At 71.8% G+C, this 21,167-nt stretch carries 19 protein-coding genes; 8 read left to right on the plus strand and 11 right to left on the minus strand.

Features of this window, described 5'->3' with window-relative positions; genetic code table 11:
- Positions 1-15 precede the first annotated feature (15 nt).
- Positions 16-1,824, minus strand: a complete 1,809-nt coding sequence (locus tag OGL89_RS05145) for a long-chain fatty acid--CoA ligase (protein ID WP_263118823.1) — start codon at positions 1,822-1,824, stop codon at positions 16-18.
- Positions 1,825-2,094: 270 nt separating this feature from the next.
- On the opposite strand from OGL89_RS05145, the gene OGL89_RS05150 reads away from it, so the two are divergent.
- Positions 2,095-3,039, plus strand: a complete 945-nt coding sequence (locus tag OGL89_RS05150) for an ROK family glucokinase (RefSeq protein ID WP_263118824.1) — start codon at positions 2,095-2,097, stop codon at positions 3,037-3,039.
- 87 nt (positions 3,040-3,126) lie between these two features.
- Here OGL89_RS05150 and OGL89_RS05155 read toward each other — a convergent pair whose 3' ends face one another.
- From OGL89_RS05155 to OGL89_RS05165, 3 genes are read right to left on the minus strand one after another with little or no spacing between them, the layout of a single operon-like run.
- Positions 3,127-3,456: a ClbS/DfsB family four-helix bundle protein gene (locus OGL89_RS05155; protein WP_263118825.1), complete on the minus strand. Its 330-nt coding sequence runs from the start codon at positions 3,454-3,456 to the stop codon at positions 3,127-3,129.
- Between the two features lie 4 nt (positions 3,457-3,460).
- Positions 3,461-4,255, minus strand: coding sequence for a MerR family transcriptional regulator (locus OGL89_RS05160; protein WP_263118826.1), 795 nt, complete (start codon positions 4,253-4,255; stop codon positions 3,461-3,463).
- Positions 4,256-4,288: 33 nt separating this feature from the next.
- Positions 4,289-4,828 carry a hypothetical protein gene (locus OGL89_RS05165; RefSeq protein WP_263118827.1) on the minus strand — a complete coding sequence of 180 codons (540 nt, stop codon included), beginning with the start codon at positions 4,826-4,828 and terminating at the stop codon, positions 4,289-4,291.
- A gap of 62 nt (positions 4,829-4,890) precedes the next feature.
- On the opposite strand from OGL89_RS05165, the gene OGL89_RS05170 reads away from it, so the two are divergent.
- The 3 genes from OGL89_RS05170 (at position 4,891) to OGL89_RS05180 (ending at position 8,350) form a co-directional block, all read left to right on the plus strand.
- Positions 4,891-5,676, plus strand: a complete 786-nt coding sequence (locus tag OGL89_RS05170; protein ID WP_263118828.1) for a lysophospholipid acyltransferase family protein — start codon at positions 4,891-4,893, stop codon at positions 5,674-5,676.
- A 104-nt stretch (positions 5,677-5,780) separates the two neighbouring features.
- Positions 5,781-7,001, plus strand: a complete 1,221-nt coding sequence (locus tag OGL89_RS05175; RefSeq protein ID WP_263118829.1) for a pyrophosphate--fructose-6-phosphate 1-phosphotransferase — start codon at positions 5,781-5,783, stop codon at positions 6,999-7,001.
- Positions 6,998-8,350 (plus strand): 3-deoxy-7-phosphoheptulonate synthase class II, encoded by a 1,353-nt coding sequence (locus tag OGL89_RS05180; protein ID WP_263118830.1) that lies wholly within the window; start codon positions 6,998-7,000, stop codon positions 8,348-8,350. Before OGL89_RS05175 ends, OGL89_RS05180 begins: the two co-directional genes overlap by 4 nt.
- Before the next feature lie 197 nt (positions 8,351-8,547).
- Here the strand turns inward: OGL89_RS05180 and OGL89_RS05185 are convergent, their stop codons facing one another.
- The 3 genes from OGL89_RS05185 to OGL89_RS05195 form a co-directional block, all read right to left on the minus strand.
- Positions 8,548-8,796 (minus strand): PTS transporter subunit EIIB, encoded by a 249-nt coding sequence (locus tag OGL89_RS05185; protein ID WP_263118831.1) that lies wholly within the window; start codon positions 8,794-8,796, stop codon positions 8,548-8,550.
- 34 nt (positions 8,797-8,830) lie between these two features.
- Entirely contained in the window at positions 8,831-9,670 is an 840-nt protein-coding gene (locus tag OGL89_RS17125) for a PRD domain-containing protein (protein WP_263118832.1), read from the minus strand.
- A gap of 106 nt (positions 9,671-9,776) precedes the next feature.
- The gene (locus OGL89_RS05195; RefSeq protein ID WP_263118833.1) at positions 9,777-11,768 is read right to left on the minus strand and encodes a beta-glucoside-specific PTS transporter subunit IIABC; all 1,992 of its coding nucleotides are present in this window, start codon (positions 11,766-11,768) and stop codon (positions 9,777-9,779) included.
- A gap of 422 nt (positions 11,769-12,190) precedes the next feature.
- Here OGL89_RS05195 and OGL89_RS05200 point away from each other — a divergent pair, with 422 nt between their 5' ends.
- Genes OGL89_RS05200 through OGL89_RS05210 form a run of 3 tightly spaced genes read left to right on the plus strand, consistent with a single transcriptional unit; the run spans position 12,191 to position 15,605 of the window.
- Positions 12,191-12,466, plus strand: a complete 276-nt coding sequence (locus tag OGL89_RS05200; RefSeq protein ID WP_263118834.1) for an HPr family phosphocarrier protein — start codon at positions 12,191-12,193, stop codon at positions 12,464-12,466.
- Positions 12,467-12,471: 5 nt separating this feature from the next.
- Positions 12,472-14,148, plus strand: a complete 1,677-nt coding sequence (ptsP, locus tag OGL89_RS05205; RefSeq protein ID WP_263118835.1) for a phosphoenolpyruvate--protein phosphotransferase — start codon at positions 12,472-12,474, stop codon at positions 14,146-14,148.
- A gap of 35 nt (positions 14,149-14,183) precedes the next feature.
- On the plus strand, positions 14,184-15,605 hold the full coding sequence (locus OGL89_RS05210) for a glycoside hydrolase family 1 protein (protein ID WP_263118836.1): 1,422 nt from the start codon (positions 14,184-14,186) through the stop codon (positions 15,603-15,605).
- 82 nt (positions 15,606-15,687) lie between these two features.
- On the opposite strand, the gene pknB is transcribed toward OGL89_RS05210, so the two are convergent.
- Together pknB and OGL89_RS05220 are read right to left on the minus strand one after the other, a co-directional pair.
- The gene (gene pknB / locus OGL89_RS05215; RefSeq protein ID WP_263118837.1) at positions 15,688-17,667 is read right to left on the minus strand and encodes a Stk1 family PASTA domain-containing Ser/Thr kinase; all 1,980 of its coding nucleotides are present in this window, start codon (positions 17,665-17,667) and stop codon (positions 15,688-15,690) included.
- 48 nt (positions 17,668-17,715) lie between these two features.
- Positions 17,716-18,900 carry a LysM peptidoglycan-binding domain-containing protein gene (locus OGL89_RS05220; RefSeq protein ID WP_263118838.1) on the minus strand — a complete coding sequence of 395 codons (1,185 nt, stop codon included), beginning with the start codon at positions 18,898-18,900 and terminating at the stop codon, positions 17,716-17,718.
- 207 nt (positions 18,901-19,107) lie between these two features.
- Between OGL89_RS05220 and OGL89_RS05225 the strand changes: the two genes are divergently transcribed.
- Positions 19,108-19,515: an Rv2175c family DNA-binding protein gene (locus tag OGL89_RS05225; RefSeq protein ID WP_263118839.1), complete on the plus strand. Its 408-nt coding sequence runs from the start codon at positions 19,108-19,110 to the stop codon at positions 19,513-19,515.
- A 7-nt stretch (positions 19,516-19,522) separates the two neighbouring features.
- Here the strand turns inward: OGL89_RS05225 and OGL89_RS05230 are convergent, their stop codons facing one another.
- A complete protein-coding gene (locus OGL89_RS05230; RefSeq protein WP_263118840.1) occupies positions 19,523-20,641 on the minus strand; it encodes a polyprenyl synthetase family protein in 1,119 nt (372 codons plus the stop codon).
- Positions 20,642-20,670: 29 nt separating this feature from the next.
- Positions 20,671-21,167 (minus strand): hypothetical protein (locus OGL89_RS05235; RefSeq protein ID WP_263118841.1); only part of this gene is annotated, 497 nt, incomplete at its 5' end.

Consider the following 21,167-nt stretch of genomic DNA (forward strand, 5'->3'; position numbering starts at 1 on the left):
CCGCGGCCACCGGTGTCAGTGCTCCGGGTGCGGGCCCTCGTAGATCGCCTCGACGTCGGTGGCGAAGTCCTTCAGCACATGCGTCCGCCGCACCGACAGCTTGGGGGTGAGGTACCCGTCCTGGATGGTCAGGTCGCGTTCCAGGATCCGGTACTTGCGGATCGACTCGGCCCGGGAGACGGCCCGGTTCGCCCGCTCGACCGCCTTGTCCAGCGAGTCGATCACCTGGGGGTCGGTCCGGGCCTGCTCGACGGTGAGCGGAGCGCGGCCCTGGGCGGAGCACCAACCGGGCAGCCCCTCCGCGTCCAGGGTGACCAGGGCGCCGATGAACGGGCGGCCGTCGCCGACCACGACCACCTGGGAGACCAGCGGGTGCGCCCGCAGCCGGTCCTCCAGCACGGCGGGGGCGACGTTCTTGCCGCCCGCGGTCACGATGATCTCCTTCTTGCGGCCGGTGATCCGCAGGTAGCCGTCGTCGTCCAGCGACCCGAGGTCGCCGGTGCGGAACCACCCGTCGGTCAGGGACTCGCCGGTGGCGGTCGGGTTGCCGTGGTAGCGGCCGAAGACCTGCGGTCCGCGGATCTCGACCTCTCCGTCGGCGGCGATCCGGACCGAGGTGCCGGGCAGCGGGGGACCGACGGTGCCGATCCGGGTGGCGTCCGGCAGGTTGACCGTGGCCGGGGCGGTGGTCTCGGTGAGGCCGTAGCCCTCCAGGATCCGCACCCCGATGCCGCGGAAGAAGTGCCCGAGCCGCTCGCCCAGCGGTGCGCCGCCGGAGATCGCCCACTCGATCCGGCCGCCCATCGCCTCGCGCAGCTTGTGGAACACCAACCGGTCCGCGACGGCGTGCTGGGCGCGCAGGGCCAGGCCGGGCCGGCCCTCGTCGAGCGCGCGCGAGTAGGCGATGGCGGTGCGGGCGGCCCACTGGAAGATCTTCAGCTTCCCGCCCGCCGCGGCCTTCTGCTCCGCGGAGTTGTAGACCTTCTCGAACACCCGGGGCACCGACAGGATGAAGGTCGGCTGGAAGGTGGCGAGGTCCGCCAGCAGGGTCTTGGTGTCCGGGGTGTGGCCGAGGACCGCGCCCGCGGGCATGCACAGCACCTCGACGAACCGGGCGAAGACGTGCGCCAGTGGCATGAACAGCAGCGTGCGCGCGCCGGGGGTGGAGACCACCACCCGCAGGCCCTCGACCGCGTTCCGGGTCAGGACCGAGAAGTTGCCGTGGGTCAGCTCCACCCCCTTGGGGCGCCCGGTGGTGCCCGAGGTATAGATGATCGTCGCCAGGTCGTCCCGGCCCGCGTGCCGACGTCTCGCGGTGAGCTCCTCGGCCGGGACCGGGTCGCCGTCGGCCTGCAGCCGCTCCAGCGCACCGTCGGCCAGCACCAGGACGTCGCGCAGGTGCGGGGCTTCCGGCCGGACCTCCGCGACCACGGCGGCGTGCTCGGCGGTCTCCACCACCAGCAGGGTCACGTCCGCATCGGTCAGGATCCAGTGCACCTGCTCGGCGGAGGACGTCTCGTAGACCGGGACCGGGACGGCACCGGCGGTCCACAGCGCCCAGTCCAGCAGCGTCCACTCGTACCGGGTGCGGGACATGATCCCGACCCGGTCGCCGGGAGCGACGCCCCGGGCGATGAAGCCGCGGGCGGTTCGGGCGACCTGGTCCGCGAACGCGCGGGCGGACACCGGGGTCCACCCGCCGTCCGGTTCACGCCGCTCGATCAGCGGACCGTCACCGGTGGCGGCCACCCGCGCATCGAGCAGGTCGAGCAGGTTCTCCTCCGGTGCCGCGTCGAGCAGCAGCGGTGTGGTGAATTCCTCCATGGGTTCTCACTCCGTTGTCAGAAGCCGAGGGGTGTCCCGCAGCATATGGGACTTTGGTCCTGTTCGCTGACATGTCGTGGAGTGGGGCGATCCGCCGCGACCGAGGCCGGTTCCGCCGCGGGTGTGGGAGCGTGTGCAAGGTCCCGCCCGGAGCACGCTAGCGTGGACCTCGCGCGTGCACGCAGACCCCTCGCAGCAGCGAGCCGGGTCGGCGAGGTCCATCGGAGGGCCCGGCACGCGAACGAGTCTCAGGCGCGGAAGCGGGGAAGTATGCACGCCATCGGTGTGGACATCGGCGGGACCAAGATCGCCGCCGGTGTGGTGGACGAGGACGGCCGGATCATCGCGAAGGTCCGCCGCGACACCGACCCCCGGGACTCCGACAGCGTCGACCGCGGCGTGATCGAGGCCTGCCGCGAGCTGATCGGCAGCCACGAGGTGGGCGCCATCGGTCTGGCCGCCCCCGGCTTCATCGGCTCGGACCAGGCCACCGTGCGCTTCACCCCGAACCTGCCCTGGCGCGACCACGCGCTGCGGGACATCGTCGCCGCCGAGCTCGGGTCGGAGATCGCGATCGTGGTGGAGAACGACGCGAACGCCGCTGGGTGGGCCGAGTTCCGGTTCGGCGCCGGTCGCGACGTCGACGACATGCTCATGCTGACCATCGGCACCGGCCTCGGCGGCGCGGTCGTGGTGGGCGGCAACCTGGTCCGGGGCGCCTTCGGCGGTGCGGCCGAGGTCGGTCACATGCGGGTCGTCCCCGGTGGCCACTACTGCGGCTGCGGGCACGAGGGCTGCTGGGAGCAGTACGCCTCCGGCTCGGCGCTGGTCCGGGACGCGCAGTCCGCGCTGATCACCGAGCCCGCCCGTGGCACCCGGTTGCTGGAGCTGGCCGGCGGGGACGTGGAGGACCTGACCGGTCCGCAGGTCACCCGGGCCGCGCAGGAGGGCGACGCGCTCGCGGTCGAGCTGCTGGCGGAGCTGGGCCGCTGGATCGGCGAGGGCTCCGCGTCGGTCGGCGCGCTGCTGGACCCGGCGCTCGTGGTGATCGGCGGTGGCGTGAGCGCGGCCGGCGACCTGCTGCTGGACCCGGCCCGGCGCGGCTACATGGAGCAGCTGTTCGCCCGGGGGCACCGACCCGAGGCCCAGTTCGCCCTGGCCTCGATGGGCAACGACGCGGGGATCGTCGGCGCGGCCGACCTCGCCCGCCTCTGAGCTCGGGCTCTTCCCGGTCGAGAGTGCACGAACGCAGGGCTCCGACGCTCGTGAGCCGGCGTTCGTGCACTCTCGGCGGTGTGCGGGCTACGCGGATGGCGTGTGGTCGCGTAGCCAGCTGCGCAGGCGGTAGAACTCCTCGGCCAGTGCGCCCAACTCGTTCCAGGCATAGCCCGTTGCAGGGAAATCCGGTTCGTTGCCCGCGCCGCGGTCCTCGTGCCAGGACAGCACCTGCTCGAACCACCCGATCAGGTAGGCGACCAGGTCGGATGGGCTCATCACGGTGCCGGAGCGGTGTCCCGGCATACTCCGGTCCCCTGCGAGTCCGACGGGGACGCGGGCGAGATCCCGGACCAGCTTGTCGTAGCTGTCGTCGATCGCACGCACCAGCTCGCCCTTATCCCGGGGGACAGCCATCGGCTCAGCCCTCGATCGGGAAGCAGACCTCGGTGACCCAGTGCTCCGGGTCCGGGTCCTGGGTGGGTCCGACCCGGTAGACGTTGAACATCGCTCCGGTGCGCAGGTCATGGGCGGCGATGTGGGCGCCGATCGCCTCGGTGACCTCGCCCATCCGCTCGTAGGAGCCGCGCAGGGTGGCGGTCACGATCCGGCGGTCCGGGAGGTCGTGACCGCCCGGGGTGCCCGCGGGCACCTGCACCCAGACCTCGACGTCGGCGTCCTCGGCCTGGAACTGCTCGTCGTGGAAGGTCGCCCCGAACCGGGCGTCCGGCCGGAGGTGCGGTCCGGCCTGCGGCATCAGCTCCCGCCAGAGCGTGCCCTCGTCGGCATAGGACGGGATCGTGCGGCGCAGCGACAGCACGGTCATGGCGGGCAGGGTGGTCTCGGTGACGTCGACGGTGGGCATGGTGGGTTCCTCGATCCTGAGTCGGTCGAGTGCCATGAGCCGGTCGTCCAGCTCGCTCCGCTCCGTCAGCAGCGTGGTCCGCTGCTCGGACACCAGGGCGGCGACACTCGCCGGATCACCCCGCACCGCCAGCACCCGGCCGATGCTCTGCACCCCGAAGCCCGCAGCGCGCAGTCCGGTCACCAGCCGGGCGTCGGCGAGCTGCTCGGCCCGGTAGAACCGGTACCCGCTGTACTCGTCGACCTCCGCCGGGACCAGGATGCCGTGGTCGGCGTAGTGCCGGAGCATCCGCACGCTGATGAAGCTCAGGCGGGAGAACAGCCCGATCCGCAGCAGTCCGTCGTGATCCATCCCCTCAGGCCACACCCTCACACCATGTCAGACTCAAACGACGGCGCCGTCGTCGGCGCTGCCGTCGTCCCCGCCCTCGCGACGGTGCGGCATCCGCCAGAACAGCACCGCGAGCCCGGCCAGGAACACCACGCCGGAGGCCTGCATCAGGGATGCGGGCGCGCTCTTCCACCCGATCACCACGATCAGCCAGAAGATCGGCATCCCGCCGACCGCCAGCCAGGCCACCGTGAGCAGCGGGTCGCCGCCGAACACCGGGGGAGCGGGCGGCGGGACGAAGTGCTCGGCCTCGTCGACCTCGCGCTCCGCAGCCTCGAACTGGGCCGTCGCGTCCCAGTCCCGTCCCTCGCTCCCGGCCGGTCGCACGACGCGTCGGTCGGAGACCCACGGCGCGACGGGGTAGGTTACGGCGGGACCGGGTGCGGCACCGCCGTCGTCGGTCGTGGTTCCGGACGGCTCGGTGGTGTCCCGCAGGTCGGCGACGATCTCGGCCCACTGCTCGTCTGTGACCGGTGCGTCGGACCGGCCCTCGTCGTCGCGGGGGGCGTCGTCGGCGGAGCGGTCGGGTGCCATGCCCTCACTCTAGGTGGGGTGCGGTCGCCACTGTCCCGCAGTCCAGGTCGAGAGGTGTCAGGTTGTTCTACTGGTTGATGAAGCGGGTGCTCATCGGCCCGCTGCTGCACCTGCTGTTCCGGCCCTGGGTGCGTGGAGCGGAGAACGTCCCGAGCAGCGGCGGCGCGATCCTGGCCAGCAACCACCTCGCGGTGGTCGACTCCTTCTTCCTGCCCTTGGTGCTGGACCGGGAGATCGTCTTCATCGGCAAGAACGAGTACTTCACCGGCCGGGGGCTCAAGGGCCGGCTGACCGCGGGCTTCATGCGCGGGGTCGGCACCATCCCGGTGGACCGCTCCGGCGGCAAGGCCTCCGAGGCGGCGCTGCGCACCGGGCTGAAGCGGCTGGAGGACGGTGACCTGTTCGGCATCTACCCCGAGGGCACCCGCAGCCCCGACGGCCGGCTGTACCGCGGCAAGACCGGTGTCGCCCGGCTGGCGCTGGAGTCCGGCGCCCCGGTGATCCCGATCGCGATGATCGACACCGACAAGGCCCAGCCGCTCGGCCAGCGCCTGCCGCACCCGCGCCGGATCGGCGTGGTGATCGGTGAGCCGCTCGACTTCAGCCGCTACAAGGGCATGGAGAACGACCGCTTCATCCTGCGCTCGGTCACCGACGAGATCATGTACGCCCTGATGAGCATCTCCGGCCAGGAGTACGTGGACATCTACGCCGCGACCCAGAAGGCGCGGATCGCCACCGGTCACCCGGACGCCGCGAGCGCTGCCGCCGCGGCCGCCCCCGGTGGTCGCGAGGTCCCCGATGTCCAGGTGCCGGTCCCGCCGGAGGACGACGCGCCCGCTCAGTAGGATGTGAGCGCCGGGACCTCGGTCCTGGATTCGATCCCGCCCGATGGCCTTCAGTGGCCCGGGCAGAACGCCCAGCTGTGCAGTTCCAACGAGAGGTGTGTCTCATGTCGGTTCGTCGCGTCGCGCTCCTGACCGCGGGTGGCTTCGCTCCGTGCCTGTCCTCGGCCGTCGGTGGCCTGATCGAGCGGTACACCGAGATCGCTCCCGAGATCGAGATCATCGCCTATGAGCACGGCTACTACGGGCTGCTCAAGGGCCAGAAGATCGTCGTCTCCGACGAGGTCCGCAAGAAGGCCGGTGTGCTGCACCGCTTCGGCGGCTCGCCGATCGGCAACTCGCGCGTGAAGCTCACCAACCAGGCGGACTGCGTCAAGCGCGGTCTCGTCCAGGAGGGCGAGGACCCGCTGCAGGTCGCCGCCGAGCAGCTCAAGGCCGACGGCGTGGACGTCCTGCACACCATCGGCGGCGACGACACCAACACCACCGCCGCCGACCTGGCCGCCTACCTGGCCGAGAACGACTACGACCTGACCGTCGTGGGTCTGCCCAAGACCATCGACAACGACGTGATCCCGATCCGGCAGTCGCTGGGCGCCTGGACCGCCGCCGAGGAGGCCGCGGGCTTCGCGGCGAACATCATCGGCGAGCACCGCTCCGGCCCGCGCATGCTGATCGTGCACGAGGTCATGGGTCGGCACTGCGGCTGGCTGACCGCCGCCGCCGCGGTCGAGTACCGCAAGTGGCTCGACCAGCAGGAGTGGCTGCCGGAGATCGGCCTGTCCAAGGAGCGGTGGGACATCCACGCGGTGTTCGTGCCCGAGGCCGCGATCGACATCGACGCCGAGGCCGCCCGCCTGCGCACGATCATGGACGAGCAGGGCAACGTCAACATCTTCCTGTCCGAGGGCGCCGGCATGCACGAGATCGTCGAGCAGCTGGAGGCCTCCGGCCAGGAGGTCGGCCGGGACGCCTTCGGCCACGTCAAGCTGGACACGATCAACCCCGGCGCCTGGTTCGCGAAGCAGTTCGCGGAGAAGCTCGGTGCGGAGAAGGTCATGGTCCAGAAGTCGGGCTACTACTCCCGGGCCGCCGCGGCGAACGCCGAGGACCTGCGCCTGATCAAGTCCATGACCGACCTGGCCGTGGAGTGCGCCCTCAAGGGCGAGCCCGGCGTGATCGGCCACGACGAGGAGGACGGCGACCGGCTCAAGGCCATCGCCTTCCCGCGGATCGCCGGTGGCAAGCCCTTCGACATCAGCCAGCCGTGGTTCGGCGCGATGCTGTCGGAGATCGGCCAGCCGCTGGTGCCCGCGAGCCACTCGTGAGCGTGGAGCCGGACCCGCGCACGCTCGCGGGTCTGGACGCCTGGCGCTCGCTGGACGCCGCACAGCAGCCCGCCTGGCCGGACGCGGCGGCCCTCGACCGGGTCACCGACCGGCTGGCCGCGCTGCCGCCCCTGGTGTTCGCCGGTGAGGCCGATGCGCTGCGGGCCCAGCTCGCCGCGGCCGGTCGCGGTGAGGCGTTCCTGCTCCAGGGCGGGGACTGCGCGGAGACCTTCGCCGAGGCCACCGCGGACAACATCCGCGGCAAGATCATGACCATCCTGCAGATGGCCGTGGTCCTCACCTACGGCGCCAGCCTGCCGGTGATCAAGATGGGCCGGATGGCGGGGCAGTACGCCAAGCCGCGGTCCTCCAACGAGGAGACCCGCGACGGTGTCACGCTCCCGGCGTTCCGGGGCGACATCATCAACGGCTTCGAGTTCACCGAGGCGTCCCGCACCCCGGACCCGCAGCGGCTGCTGGAGGCGTACCACACGTCCTCGGCGACGCTGAACCTGATCCGCGCGTTCACCACCGGCGGCTTCGCGTCGCTGTTGCGGGTGCACGAGTGGAACCGGGGCTTCATGGCCAACCCGGCCTACTCCCGCTACGAGGAGATCGCCGCGGAGATCGACCGCGCGATCCGGTTCATGGCCGCGTGCGGCGCCGACTTCGACGCCCTGCGCACGGTGGACTTCTACTCCTCGCACGAGGGTCTGCTGCTGGATTACGAGCGGCCGCTCACCCGGATCGACTCCCGGACCGGGCTGCCCTACGACTGCTCGGCTCACTTCCTGTGGATCGGGGAGCGCACCCGGCAGCTGTCCGGCGCCCACGTCGACTACTTCGCCCGGGTCCAGAACCCGCTCGGCGTGAAGCTCGGCCCCGGCACCACCGCGGACGACGCGCTGGCGCTGATGGACCGGCTCAACCCGAGCGGCGAGCCCGGCCGGATCACCTTCATCACCCGGATGGGGGCCTCGCGGATCCGCGACGTCCTGCCCGGCCTGGTGGAGAAGGTCACCGCCGACGGCCGTCCGGTCACCTGGGTCTGCGACCCGATGCACGGCAACACCATCACGGCGTCCAGCGGGTACAAGACCCGCCGGTTCTCCGATGTGATGGACGAGGTCACCGGCTTCTTCGACGTGCACCACGCGCTGGGCACCGTCCCCGGCGGGCTGCACATGGAGCTCACCGGCGACGACGTCACCGAGGTGCTCGGCGGCGCGGAGGAGATCGACGACGAGGGGCTCGCCCGTCGTTACGAGACCCTGGTCGACCCGCGGCTGAACCACCAGCAGTCGCTGGAGCTGGCCTTCCAGGTCGCGGAGCTGCTCCGTCGGCACTGAGCCATGCGCACCGAACGAGGCAGGGGCCGGGTCATCGTGACCCGGCCCCTGCTGCGTGGTCCCGCGTGTGCCGGAGCCGCGGATGTCGCACCGGTGCCGCTGAGGTCGGCGGTGGGCGCCGAGGTCAGCGGGGCGTGCCCACGTGGGCAGCTTGCCCCGAGGTCGGCATGTGGCCGGCCGGTCGGCGGGATGGCGCGTCAGGCGTCCAGCAGCTCGCGGACCGCGCGGCTGACCGGCATCGCGCGGGCACCCAGCGCGACCTGGAACTGCCCGCCCTGCACCAGCACCATCGCCACCTCGTCCAGCGCGGTGAGCGCCTCGTCATCGCGGGCGTCCCAGTCCCGGAGCACCAGGCGGAGGCGACTCCAGCAGGATGTCACCTCGGTGACGTTCTCCGGTCCGCCGACCAGAGCCAGCACGGTGGCCGCCAGGGTGTGATCGTCCATGGTTCCGGGCTCCCTCGCCGTCGGGACGTGGTGGTCAGGACACCGCGCCGGTGAGCCGGGCGATGTGCAGGGTGAGGTAGAGCATCTCGTCGCCGCTGATCCGCCAGTCGAAGCGCTCGGTCAGCAGGTCGCGGACCGCTTCCGCGCTGGCGTAGGCGCGCGGGTGCTGACGGCGGACGGTGTCGGTGAGCACGCCCTGCTGGTCCTCCAGCATCACCCCGCGCTGCTGGCGCACCACCAGGTAGCGCAGGTGGGTGATGAACCGGGCGACGTCCAGCGACTCCTCGTCCAGCGCGAGGCCGAGCTGTTCGCGGAGGATGCCGAGCACCGCGCCGAACACCTCGGTCATCTCCATCGTCCGGCTGAGGTCGTCCGCGCCGAACTGCGCGTTGACGAAGTGCAGGGCGAGCGGCACGGCCTCCAGCTGGGGGAGTTCGACGCCGGTGCGACTGCGGATCAGCTCCAGAGCCTCCCGGGCGAAGGCCACCTCGCGCGGGTAGAGGTGCAGCACCTCCCACTGCAGGGGGTAGGTGATGGTGAGGCCCTCGGAAGCACGGTGCAGGGCGAACACGATGTGGTCGGCCAGCGGGATGATCACGTGCGAGTCGATCTGGGTGCCCAGGCGCTGGCGAGCCAGGTCGACGATCTCCTGGGTGAGGTCGATCCGTTCGGCCGGGATCTCCTCCACCAGCGCGGCGATCCGCTCCGGGGTGGTCGACCCGCCGGGGACGAAGGTGCGTTCCACCTCGTCCGGGCGCACGTCGTCGCCCGGCCGGGTCTGGAAGCCGAGTCCCTTGCCCATCAGCACGAACTCCTGGCCGCGGTCGTCCGCGGCCAGCAGCACGTTGTTGTTGAAGACCTTGGTGACCTGCACCTGCGCTCCGATTCACTGGTGACACGCCGGTGTCCGGAGCCGCGAGGCCCGGGACACCGGCGTTCGGCATGCGGCTACCGGATGGTATCCGGCTCCGCTGTCAGGATCAGGCGACCACGGTCAGCAGCGCCGTGCCCGTGCTGGTCGCACCGGCCGGAGCGGCCACCACGTCGGCATAGGCGTCCGAGTTGGTGACCAGCACGATGGTGGTGGTGTCCAGGCCGGCGGCGCGGATCACGTCCAGGTCGACGGTGACCAGCTCGGTGCCGGGCAGGACCTGGGCGCCCTGCTGCACGGCCGGGGTGAAGCCCTTGCCGTCCAGCTCGACGGTGTTGATCCCGACGTGCACCAGCACCTCGACGCCGTCGTCCGAGACCAGGCCGTAGGCGTGCGGCAGGACGCTGACCACGGTGCCGCTGATCGGGGAGACCACGCGGCCGTCGGCGGGGACCACCCCGGCGCCCTTGCCCAGCGCGCCGGAGGAGAACACCTTGTCGCTGACCTCGGCCAGCGGCACCACGGTGCCGTTCACCGGGGCGGCGACCTCGATCACCTGGGTGGAGGTCAGGGTGGCGGTGGCGGTGCCGGAGCCCGCGGCGGGGGAGCCTGCCCCGGGCGCCGTGGCCTCGGGGGCGGTCGGGGCCTCGTCCTTGGCCGGGATGTCCTTGAAGCCGAGCACCAGGGTCAGCACGAAGGCCAGCACCACGGCGACCGCGGTGCCGATCACCACGGAGGTGAAGCCGTGGTTGAGAGTGGCGGTGATGGTGATCAGGCCCGGCAGGGCGAAGACGTCGGTCGCACCGCCACCGACGGCGACGATCGCGCCACCGACGGCGCCGGAGATCGCGGCGTAGATGAACGGCTTCTTCAGGCGCAGGGTCACGCCGTAGATCGCGGGCTCGGTGATGCCGGCCAGGAAGCCGGAGACCGCGGCCGGACCGGCGACGGCGCGCAGGTCCTTGTTCTTGGTGCGGATCATCACGGCGACGACGGCACCGGCCTGGGCCAGCACGGCCGGGAACAGCGCGGCGGTCAGGTAGGAGAAGCCCTGGTCGGTGAGCTCGTTCGTCATGATCGGCACGAAGCCCCAGTGCACACCGAAGATCACGAACACCTGCCACAGACCGGCCATCAGGGCGCCACCGAGCCACGGCACGGTGTCCCAGATCGCGTTGATGCCGTTCGAGATCCCGGAGGAGACGACGTTGGCCAGCGGGGCGATCAGGATGTAGGTCAGCGGGACCAGGACGGCGAGCACGATCATCGGGGTGACGAAGTTGCGCAGGAAGTCCGGCAGGACCTTGGCGACCAGCGGCTCGAACTTGGACTGGGCGTAGACCGCGATGATGATCGGGATCACCGCGGACAGCGCGCTGGGCAGGGCCACGGTCATGCCGAAGGCCTGCGGGATGCCGAGCAGCAGCGGGATGCCCAGGAAGGTCACGTCCCCGCCACCGGCGGAGAAGGTCTGCAGGTTGACGACGGAGCCGTCCGCCAGGGCCATCTGCGCGAACAGGTTGCCGTAGAGCAGGCCGGCCGCGATGGCGACCGCGGTGTAGACGTTCGCCTTGAACTTCCGGGCCGCGGTGATCGCGATGAAGATCGGCAGCAGCTGGAACGCGGCGTCACCGGCGGCGTACCACATGGCGTAGGTGGTGCCCCCGGCGAAGTCGGGGGTGATCTTCGCGACCAGAGCCAGCAGCGCCTTGATCAGGCCGGTGGCGGCCAGGATCCACAGGAACGGCGTGAAGATGCTGGTGATCATGTCGATGAACCGGGCCATCAGGTTGCCCTTGTTCCCGACCTCGGCGTCACCGGCGGCATCCGAGTCGGTGCCGATGTTCACGCCGAGCTCGCCGAGCGCCTCGTGCACCTTGGGGACGGTGTTGCCGATGACGACCTGGAACTGGCCGCCCGACTCCATCACCGTGATCACGCCGGAGGTCGCCTCGACGGCGCCCTTGTCGGCCTGGCTGCGGTCCTTCAGGCGGAACCGCAGGCGGGTCGCGCAGTGCACGACCGATGCGACGTTGTCCTTGCCGCCGACGCCGCGAAGGACGTCCTCGGCGATCGTCTGGTACTTGCTGGCGGAAGCCACGATTCCTCCTCGAATCCGTGTCGCGCCGCCCCCGGGGGTCGTCCGGGCAACAAAAAAACCCGAGCCGTGGCAAGCCGGACTCCAGGCATGGAGTCAGCTCGCTCAGCTCGGGTTTTGCCTGCTGCCAGCAGTAACAATCCCAGTTCTGCGCGGTCGCCAGGGGGGCGACGGACGCACAGACTGCCCCATGGGCCGGGAGCTGTCAACAGGGCTGGTCAAGTCGGGGGTCGATGGTCCCGGGTTGACCCGGGCTCCGCCGGGCGGGTATAACGATCTGGCCATCGCGAGGATTGTTACTGACTCGATCAGGCAAGACCTGTCGCGGACCGCACCAGCGGTCCGTGCAGGTCTTTTTTGTTGCCCGGCCGGCGGAGAAGCCGGCGGGTGTACCGCACGTTTGACTGCAATGGGGAGTCCGACCAGTGCCGCAGCGCAATGTCACCATCGCCTCGTCCGTGGGCCTGCACGCCCGTCCCGCGGGGATCTTCACCAAGGCGGCCGCCGCCACCGGCGCCCAGGTCACCATCGGCCGTCCCGGCGTCGCCGCCGTGAACGCCGCCAGCCTGCTCATGGTCATGGGTCTGGGCCTCAAGCACGGCGAGACCGCCGAGCTCACCGTCGAGGGCGACGGCGCCGACGCCGCGCTGGACCAGCTCGCCGAGCTGCTGTCGACCGACCTCGACGCCGCCGGGGTGTGAGCGCGATGGCCGGGAACACCCTCACCGGGGTCGGTGTCGGCCGGGGCATCGTCCTCGGACCCCTCGCCGTCGCCCGTCCCGCGATCACCCTGCCCGCCGACGAGGCCCCCGCGGCCGACGGCGATCTGGCACGGGTGCAGGCGGCCTTCACCGCCGTCGCCGCCGATCTGCAGGCGCGCGCCGACTCCGCCGAGGGCACCCTGGCCGAGGTGCTCGGCGCCACCGCCCAGATGGCCGAGGACCCGGCGCTGATCGCCGACGTCGAGCAGCGCCTCGCCTCGGGCACCGGCCCGGCGCACGCGGTGTCGGAGGCCGTCGAGCAGGTGTGCGAGATGTTCGCCGCCGTCGGCGGCTACATGGCCGAGCGGGTCACCGACCTGCGCAGCGTCAAGGACCGGGTGATCGCCCAGGTGCTCGGCGCCCCGGAGCCCGGCCTCGGCGAGCTCACCGAGCCGTCCGTCGTCGCCGCCGAGGACCTGTCCCCGGCGGACACCTCGGCGCTCGACCTGACCAAGGTGCTCGGCATCGTCACCGAACAGGGCGGCCCGACCGGCCACACCGCGATCATCGCCGGCCAGCTCGGCCTGCCGTGCATCGTGCGGGTGCCGGGGGTCACCGAGCTGACCGCGGGCACTGTGGTCGTGGTGGACGCCGCCGCCGGCACCGTCACGGTCGAGCCGGACGCCGCGCTGGTGCAGGAGGTCGCCGACCGCCGTGCCGCCGCCGATCGCCTGACCCAGGACACCGAGCCGGGCGCCACCTCCGACGGTCACAGGGTGCAGCTGCTCGCCAACATCGGCACCGCCGCGGACGCCGAGCGCGCCGCCGCGACCGCGGTCGAGGGCGTCGGACTGTTCCGCACCGAGGTGCTGTTCCTCGAGCAGCAGACCGCGCCCACCGTCGACCAGCAGGTGGAGACCTACACCGCCGTGCTGCGGTCCTTCGCGGGCCGCAAGGTCGTCGTCCGGACCATCGACGCCGGTGCCGACAAGCCGCTGGCGTTCGCCCAGCAGTCGGTGGAGGAGAACCCGGCGCTGGGTGTGCGCGGCTATCGCCTGGTGCGCACCCTGCCCCAGCTGCTGGCCGACCAGCTGACCGCCCTCGGGCGCGCCCAGCAGGAGACCGGCGCCGAGCTGTGGGTGATGGCGCCGATGATCGCGACCCCGTCCGAGGCCGCCGACTTCGCCGCCGCCGCGCGGGACGCCGGGCTGAAGACCGTGGGCGTGATGGTCGAGGTCCCGGCGGTCGCGCTGCGCTGCGCGGACGTGCTGCAGGACGTCGACTTCGTGTCCCTGGGCACGAACGACCTGGCGCAGTACACGATGGCCACCGACCGTCTGCGCGGCGAGCTGTCCGACCTGCTCGACCCGTGGCAGCCCGCGGTGCTCGACCTGGTCGCGGCCACCGCCGACGGCGGCAGGGCCCAGTCGAAGCCGGTGGGCGTGTGCGGCGAGTCCGCCTCCGACCCGCTGATGGCGCTGGTGCTCACCGGGCTGGGCGTCACCAGCCTGTCGATGTCACCCTCCGCGGTGCCGGCCGTCCGTGCCGCCGTGCGAGGACACTCCCTGGCGCGCTGCCAGGAGATCGCGGCCGCCGCTCGTGCGGCCCGTACCGCCTCCGAGGCCCGGGCTGCCGCACTCGAGCTCACGGACCCGCAGGTCAAGCAGCTGCTCGGCCTGTGATCACAACAGTCGACGACGACGAGAGGTGCACTGAAGTGACTGCCACGACCCCGTTCCCCGATGGCTTCCTGTGGGGTGGCGCCACCGCCGCGAACCAGTTGGAGGGCGCCTACGACGAGGGCGGCAAGGGCCCGTCCATCCAGGACGTCATGCCCCAGGGCATCTCGGGTCCGCCCACCGCGGAGCCGACGCCGGAGAACCTGAAGCTCCAGGGCATCGACCACTACCACCGGTACGCCGAGGACATCGCGCTGTTCGCGGAGATGGGCTTCCGGACCTACCGGTTCTCGATCGCCTGGTCCCGGATCTTCCCGAACGGTGACGACGCGGAGCCGAACGAGGAGGGCCTGGCCTTCTACGACCGGCTGCTGGACGAGCTGGAGAAGCACGGCATCGAGCCGCTGGTCACCATCTCCCACTACGAGACGCCGCTCGCCCTGGCCCAGAAGTACGACGGCTGGGTCTCCCGCGACCTGATCGGGTTCTTCGAGACCTACGTGCGGACGATCTTCGCGCGGTACGGCTCCCGGGTGAAGTACTGGCTGACCTTCAACGAGATCAACTCCGTGCTGCACGCCCCGCTGATGAGCGGCGGCATCCTCACGCCGAAGGACCAGCTCACCAAGCAGGACCTGTACCAGGCCGTCCACCACGAGCTGGTCGCGTCCTCGCTGGCCACCAAGATCGCCCGCGAGCTGGTGCCGCAGGCCATGATCGGCTGCATGGTCATCGCGGTGCCGTTCTACCCGCTGACCCCGGACCCGCAGGACGCGCTGGCGGCGCAGCGGGCCGACCACGAGAACCTGGCCTTCGGCGACGTGCACGTGCGCGGCGAGTACCCGGGCTACCTGCTGCGCCAGCTGCGCGAGCTGGGCGTGGAGCTGAACATCACCGACGAGGACCGCGCGCTGCTCAAGGAGCACACGGTCGACTTCGTGTCGTTCAGCTACTACATGAGCTCCACCCAGACCGCCGACGCGTCGAAGATCCCGTCCGAGGGCAACCTGATCCTCGGTGCGCCGAACCCGACGCTGGAGGCCTCCGAGTGGGGCTGGCAGATCGACCCGGTCGGCCTGCGGATCGTGATGAACCAGTTCTGGGAGCGGTGGCAGAAGCCGCTGTTCATCGTGGAGAACGGTCTGGGCGCCAAGGACCGGCTGGTCGAGGTCGACGGTGTCAAGACCGTCGAGGACGACTACCGGATCGCCTACCTCAACGACCACCTGTACCAGGTCGGGGAGGCCATCCAGGACGGCGTCGAGGTGCTCGGCTACACCACCTGGGGCTGCATCGACCTGGTGTCGGCGTCGACCGCCCAGCTCAGCAAGCGGTACGGCTTCATCTACGTCGACCGCAACGACGACGGCTCCGGCACGCTGGACCGCTACAAGAAGAAGTCCTTCCACTGGTACGCGGACGTGATCCGCACCAACGGAGGCAACCTCACCGCCAAGTGACGCGGTGACACCGGGCGACGGCCCGGCCGGGGTTCGTGGTGGGCCCCGGCCGGGCCGTTCCCGTGTGTGCGGGGCGGGCGGGTCAGACGACGGTCAGGGTGACTGTGCTGCCCTTCGCGACCTGGGTGTCCGCTCCGACGCTCTGGTCGCGGACGGTGCCGAAGATGCCGCCCAGGATGTTCTGGCGGTCGGCGACCAGGCCCAGGCCCTCGAGGATCTGCTTCGCCTCGTCGTACTGCTTGCCGCGCAGATTGGGCACGGTCACCATCTCCGGCCCCTTCGACACCGTCACGTGCACGGTGTCGGTCCGGTGCGCCGCGGTGCCCGCGACCGGGTCCTGCTCGACCACGCTGCCGGCCGGCACGGTGTCGGAGAACACCTCCTCCGACGTGAGCTTCAGCCCCGCGTCGGCGAGTTGGGCGGTCGCGGTGTCGAGGGTCGCGCCGACCACGGAGAACACGGTGACCGGCTCCGGTCCCTTCGACACGGTGAGCAGCACGGTGGTGTCGCGCTTGAGGCTGGTGTTCGGCGCGAGGTCCCCGCCGTCCTGCCCGGTGAGCGCGAGCACGATGCCGTTGGCGACGTCGTCGGAGTACTCGGCGTCCTCGTAGTCCACGGTCAGGCCCGCGGACGTCAGCGCGGACTCGGCGTCGGCCTGAAGGGCGCCGACGATGCCGTCGGGCACCGCGACCACGTCCGGGCCGCGGGACACGGTGAGCGTGACGGTGCCGTCCTTGCGGACCCGTTCGCCGGAGCCCGGCGAGGAGTCGAACACGGTGCCCGCCGCGGCAGCGTCGTCGAAGGCCTGTTCCACGTCCACGTCCAGCCCGGCGTCGTCGAGCGCCTGGCGGGCCTGGTCCTCGGTGAGGGACTCGACCGACGGGACCGTGGTGTACGCGCCGGGTCCGAGAGTCTGGAACCACCACGTCCCGCCGCCGATCAGCGCGGTGGCCAGCAGCACCGCGGCGACGACCAGGATCCGGCGTCGCCGCCGGCGCGGGGCCGGGGTGGGGGAGCCGGACGCCGGGTCCGCGCCCAGGCCGATCGGCAGCGCGACCGTGCCGCCGCGGGACAGCGCCTCGATCTTCGAGGTCGGGGCGTCGCCGGCGGCTGCCGCCTCGTCCGCGGCGCTCTCGTCGTCGTCCTCGTCGGCCGGGAGGACCGGGGTGCTGGGCTCGACGTCGACCCGGCGGGCCAGGGTGGCTTCGTCCAGCTCGTCCCGGGTGCGGCGGAGCAGGGCGAGCGCGGCCGCGGCGTCGGCGGGTCTGTCGTCCGGGTCACGGGCGGTCAGGGCGCCGACCAGGGCGTCCACCTCGGTGGGCAGCCAGTCGGCGATGTCGGAGGGCGGCGGCACGTCGTCGTTCACGTGCTGGAACGCGATCTGGATCGGGGTCTCGCCGGTGAAGGGCTGGCGGCCGGTGATCGCCTCGTAGAGCAGGACGCCGGTGGCGTACACATCGGTCCGGGCGTCACTGGCGCCCCGGGTGACCAGCTCGGGGGCCAGGTAGGCGACGGTGCCGAGCACGGTGCCGGTGGTGGCGGAGGTGACCTCGGTGACCGCGCGGGCCAGTCCGAAGTCGCCGACCTTGACCCGGTCCTCCGCGGTGAGCAGCACGTTCTCGGGCTTGATGTCCCGGTGGACCAGCCCGGCGCGATGGGCGGCGGACAGCGCGTCGAGCACCGCGTCGGCCAGATCCAGGGCCTCGCCGACGGCCAACGAGCCGCGGGCGGCCAGCCGGTGCCGCAGGTTGCCGCCGGAGACGTACTCCATCGTCAGGTAGGACGTCTCCCCGTCCAGCCCCTGGTCGAAGACGGAGACCAGGCCGGGGTGGGTGAGCCGTGCCGCGGCGCGCGCCTCCCGGCGGAACCGGGCCACGAAGTCCGCGCCACCGGAGGACTCCGCCAGGTGCGGATGCATCACCTTGAGCGCGACCTCGCGGTCGAGCCGTCGATCCACCGCCAGGTAGACGGTGGCCATGCCGCCGCGCGCGATCCGCGAGACGACCTGGTACCGGCCGTCGACCAGCTGGCCGACGAGCGGATCGGTGATAGTGGTTCCCACGGGCTGGAGTCTACGGGCGACCCCAGGAGAACCCGGGGATGCCGTGGGTCAGAAGCGTGCCGTGAGCGTCTGGACGTTGGCCACGTAGCGGCGGGTGTCGGCGAACATCCCGTTGCTGCGCACCGAGCCGAGGCCCTGGTAATAGGCCGCGATGGCGGTCGCGGTGTCCCCGCCGGTGGACTTCAGCAGCTGACGGATGATCGCGACGCCCGCGACCACGTTGTCGTCCGGGTCGAGCAGGTTGAGCTCGCGACCCACCAGGTCGGAGGCCCAGTCGCCGGAGGTCGGGATGACCTGCATCACGCCGATCGCGTTCGCGGGGGAGACCGAGGTGTGGTCGAAGCCGGACTCCTGGAAGGCGATCGCCTGCGCCAGCGACGGGTCGACGCCCATCTGGCGGGCGGTGCTGGCAACCTTGTCCTGCATCTGCGAGGTGGAGGGCACCCCGACTGCGAGCAGGGTGGCCTTGTTCTCGTTCGCCGAGGCCACGGTGGCGGCCGGGTAGGTTCGGCCCAGGAAGGTGCTGCCGACCAGCTGCTCACCGGAGGCGCTGGTCGTGGTGACCGTCGCCGCCGTCGTGGCGCCGGGGATGGTCAGGGTCTGTCCCGCGCGGATGAACGCCTGCGCATTCAGTCCGTTCGCCGAGACGACGGCGCTCACCGTGGTGCCGTAGCGGGCGGCGATCGCGGAGACCGTCTCGCCCTGCGCGACCGTGTGGCTGCCGCCGGTCGAGGTGCCGGTGGTCGTCGCCGCGGGGGCTCCTGCGCCGGGGATGGTCAACGTCTGTCCGGCGCGGATGAAGGCGCGGGCGTCCAGCCCGTTCGCCGACACGATCGCGTCGACGGTGCTGCCGTAGCGGGCGGCGATCGCGGAGACCGTCTCGCCCTGCGCCACGGTGTGGCTCCCGGTCGCGGCCGGCGTCGCGGCGGGGGTCCCGGTCGTCGTGCCGGTGGTGGGGATGGTGAGGGTCTGGCCCTCCCGGATGAAGCCCGAGGCGTTCAGGCCGTTCGCGGTGCGGACCGCGGAGACGGTGGTGCCGAACTGCTTGGCGATGTGGCTGACCGTGTCGCCCTTGCGGACGGTGTACTCCTCGTCCGCGTGGGCGATCGAGGAGGAGGTGCCCACCGCGAGAGCGGCCAGAGCCAGGGTCGCGCCGGTGTTCGTCGCCAGGCGGCGGGCGCGCGGACGGGGGCTGCGGGCGTCGTCGGCGATCGCGAGTGCGGACTGCGTCATGAGAGATCCCTGGGGCTGAGGTGTGGCTGTCGGTGTCCGTGGTGCTCCTGAGGAAGGAGGCACGTATGAGGCACATGTGACTGTTGTGACTGGTGTGACGGTAATGCACCTCCGCGGGAGTGGGAAGTCGAAGCGGCGGATTGTCTGGTTCGCCGCCGGATCGGGTGGCGGCGGGTCCGCAGGTCACCCGGGCGTAGGCTGCCGGGCGTGACCGCCTTGAACCAGCCGGAGGACCTCGTCGACTCCTGGCTCACGATCCCCGATGTCGCCGACGCGCTGGGCGTGGACGCCGGACGCGTCCGCCGCCTGCTCAAGGAGGGTCGGCTCGCGGGTGTCCGCCGGGGCGACCCGCCGGTGCTCAGCATCCCCGCCGAGTTCCTGGTGCCGATCGACGCCGCGAACCCCAGTGCGGACGAGCGGGACGAGGGCGGCAGTGCCACGGTGCTCGCGTCGCTGCAGGGCACGCTGACGCTGCTCGGCGACGCCCGGTTCAGCTACGGCGAGGCGATCGCCTGGCTCTACACCCCCGACGACTCGCTGCCGGGCCGCCCGATCGACCTGCTGCGCGCGGGCCACAAGACCGCGGTGCGGCGTCTGGCGCAGGCCGAGCTCTAGCAGCCGGTCAGGCCTGTCGCTGCACGGCGGCCCGGCCCAGCCGGAGCAGCATCTCCCGCCCCGGGTCCGCCAGCGTCGCCATCGCCCAGGCCCGCTCGGCCTCCGCGACCAGCAGGTCGATCAGCTGCTCGACCTCGTCCACGGCGCCGGTGCTGCGGATCAGCTCCGCCAACGCCAGGCAGGCGTCCTCGTCCATGCCGCGGTCGCCGAGCTCGGTGCGCAGGCGTTCCATCACCGGGAGCTCCCCGGCGCGACCGGCCGCCGCCATCGCCCGGGCCACCAGCACGGTGCGCTTGCCCTCGCGCAGGTCGTCCCCGGCGGGCTTGCCGGTGGTGGCCGGGTCGCCGAACACCCCGAGCAGGTCGTCGCGGAGCTGGAACGCCTCGCCGAGCGGGAGCCCGAAGGCGCTGGCCGCGGCGAGCGCCAGGTCGTCCGCACCGGCCAGCGCGGCGCCCATCAGGATCGGGTGCTCGACGCTGTACCGCGCGGTCTTGGCCCGGATCACCTCCCGGGCACGCTGCTCGTCGCCTGCCGGGTCGGTGCCCCACGGCAGCACCTGTGCCTGCAGATCCAGGTACTGGCCGACGGTGACCTCGGTGCGCATCCGGTCGAAGACCGCCCGGGCCCGGGTCGCCCGTACCGGATCGATGCCGACCACCGCGGCGGAGAACTCCCGCTCGGCGGCGATCAGCGCCAGGTCGCCCAGCAGGATCGCGGCCGACTCGCCGTAGCGCCGGTCGTCGCCGGACCACTCGGCGGTGCGGTGGGTGTGCGCGAAGCTGCGGTGTGCGGCGGGCAGCCCGCGCCGCGTGTCCGAGTCGTCCATCACGTCGTCGTGGAACAGCGCGGCGGCCTGGAACAGCTCGAGCGCCGCACCGACCCGGAGCGCCGCGGTGGCGCCGTCACCGGTGCGGTCGCCGCCGTGGGCTCGCCAGGACCAATAGCAGAACGCCGCCCGCAGTCGCTTGCCACCGGACAGCATCAGGCGCAGCGCCTGGATCAGCGGGGCGGTGCCGGCGCCCATCCCGGCCAGCTCCGGTTCCAGCGCGTCGAGGTGGGCGGTGAGCTGGGCGTCCACCTGGGCGCGCACGCCCTCCAGGTCGACCAGAGGGGTGGCGTCGTTCACCCTGCGAGCGTACGGCCTGGTCGCGCGGGCTACAGCCTGACGGTTCCGCCGATGGTCACCGTGCGCACGCCGTCGCGGTCCAGCACGCCCAGGGTGAGCACCTCGCTGCCGTCGCCCCGCACGAAGGTGGAGCTGGCGGCGAGTCCGGCGCCCGGGTCGGTGGCCGTCTCGACGAATCCGGCGGCGGTCAGCGGTGCGCGGTAGGCGGCGACCAGGTCCTCGGTGCCCAGCACGCTGCGCAGGTTCAGGCTCACGGTGGTCAGCCCGGTGTCCGGATCCGGTTCGGCGGCGGACATCAGGATCTCACTGCACTCCGGCACCGGGACCAGGTCGGCCGGGAATCCCTCGGCCAGCCCGCCGACCGTGGAGACGGTCGCCGTTGGTGAGGGCAGCAGGGTCTCGGTGGGCGCCGGGGTGCCGACGCCACCGGTGACCGAGGGTGTGGGCAGGGGGGTGCTGCCGGTGCAGGCCGTCAGCCCGCCGAGCAGCACCAGGGAGAGGAGGACCGGGCCGGCGCGCACCCGCT

The organism is Cellulomonas sp. RIT-PI-Y (genome assembly GCF_025642745.1).
Lineage (GTDB): Bacteria > Actinomycetota > Actinomycetes > Actinomycetales > Cellulomonadaceae > Cellulomonas.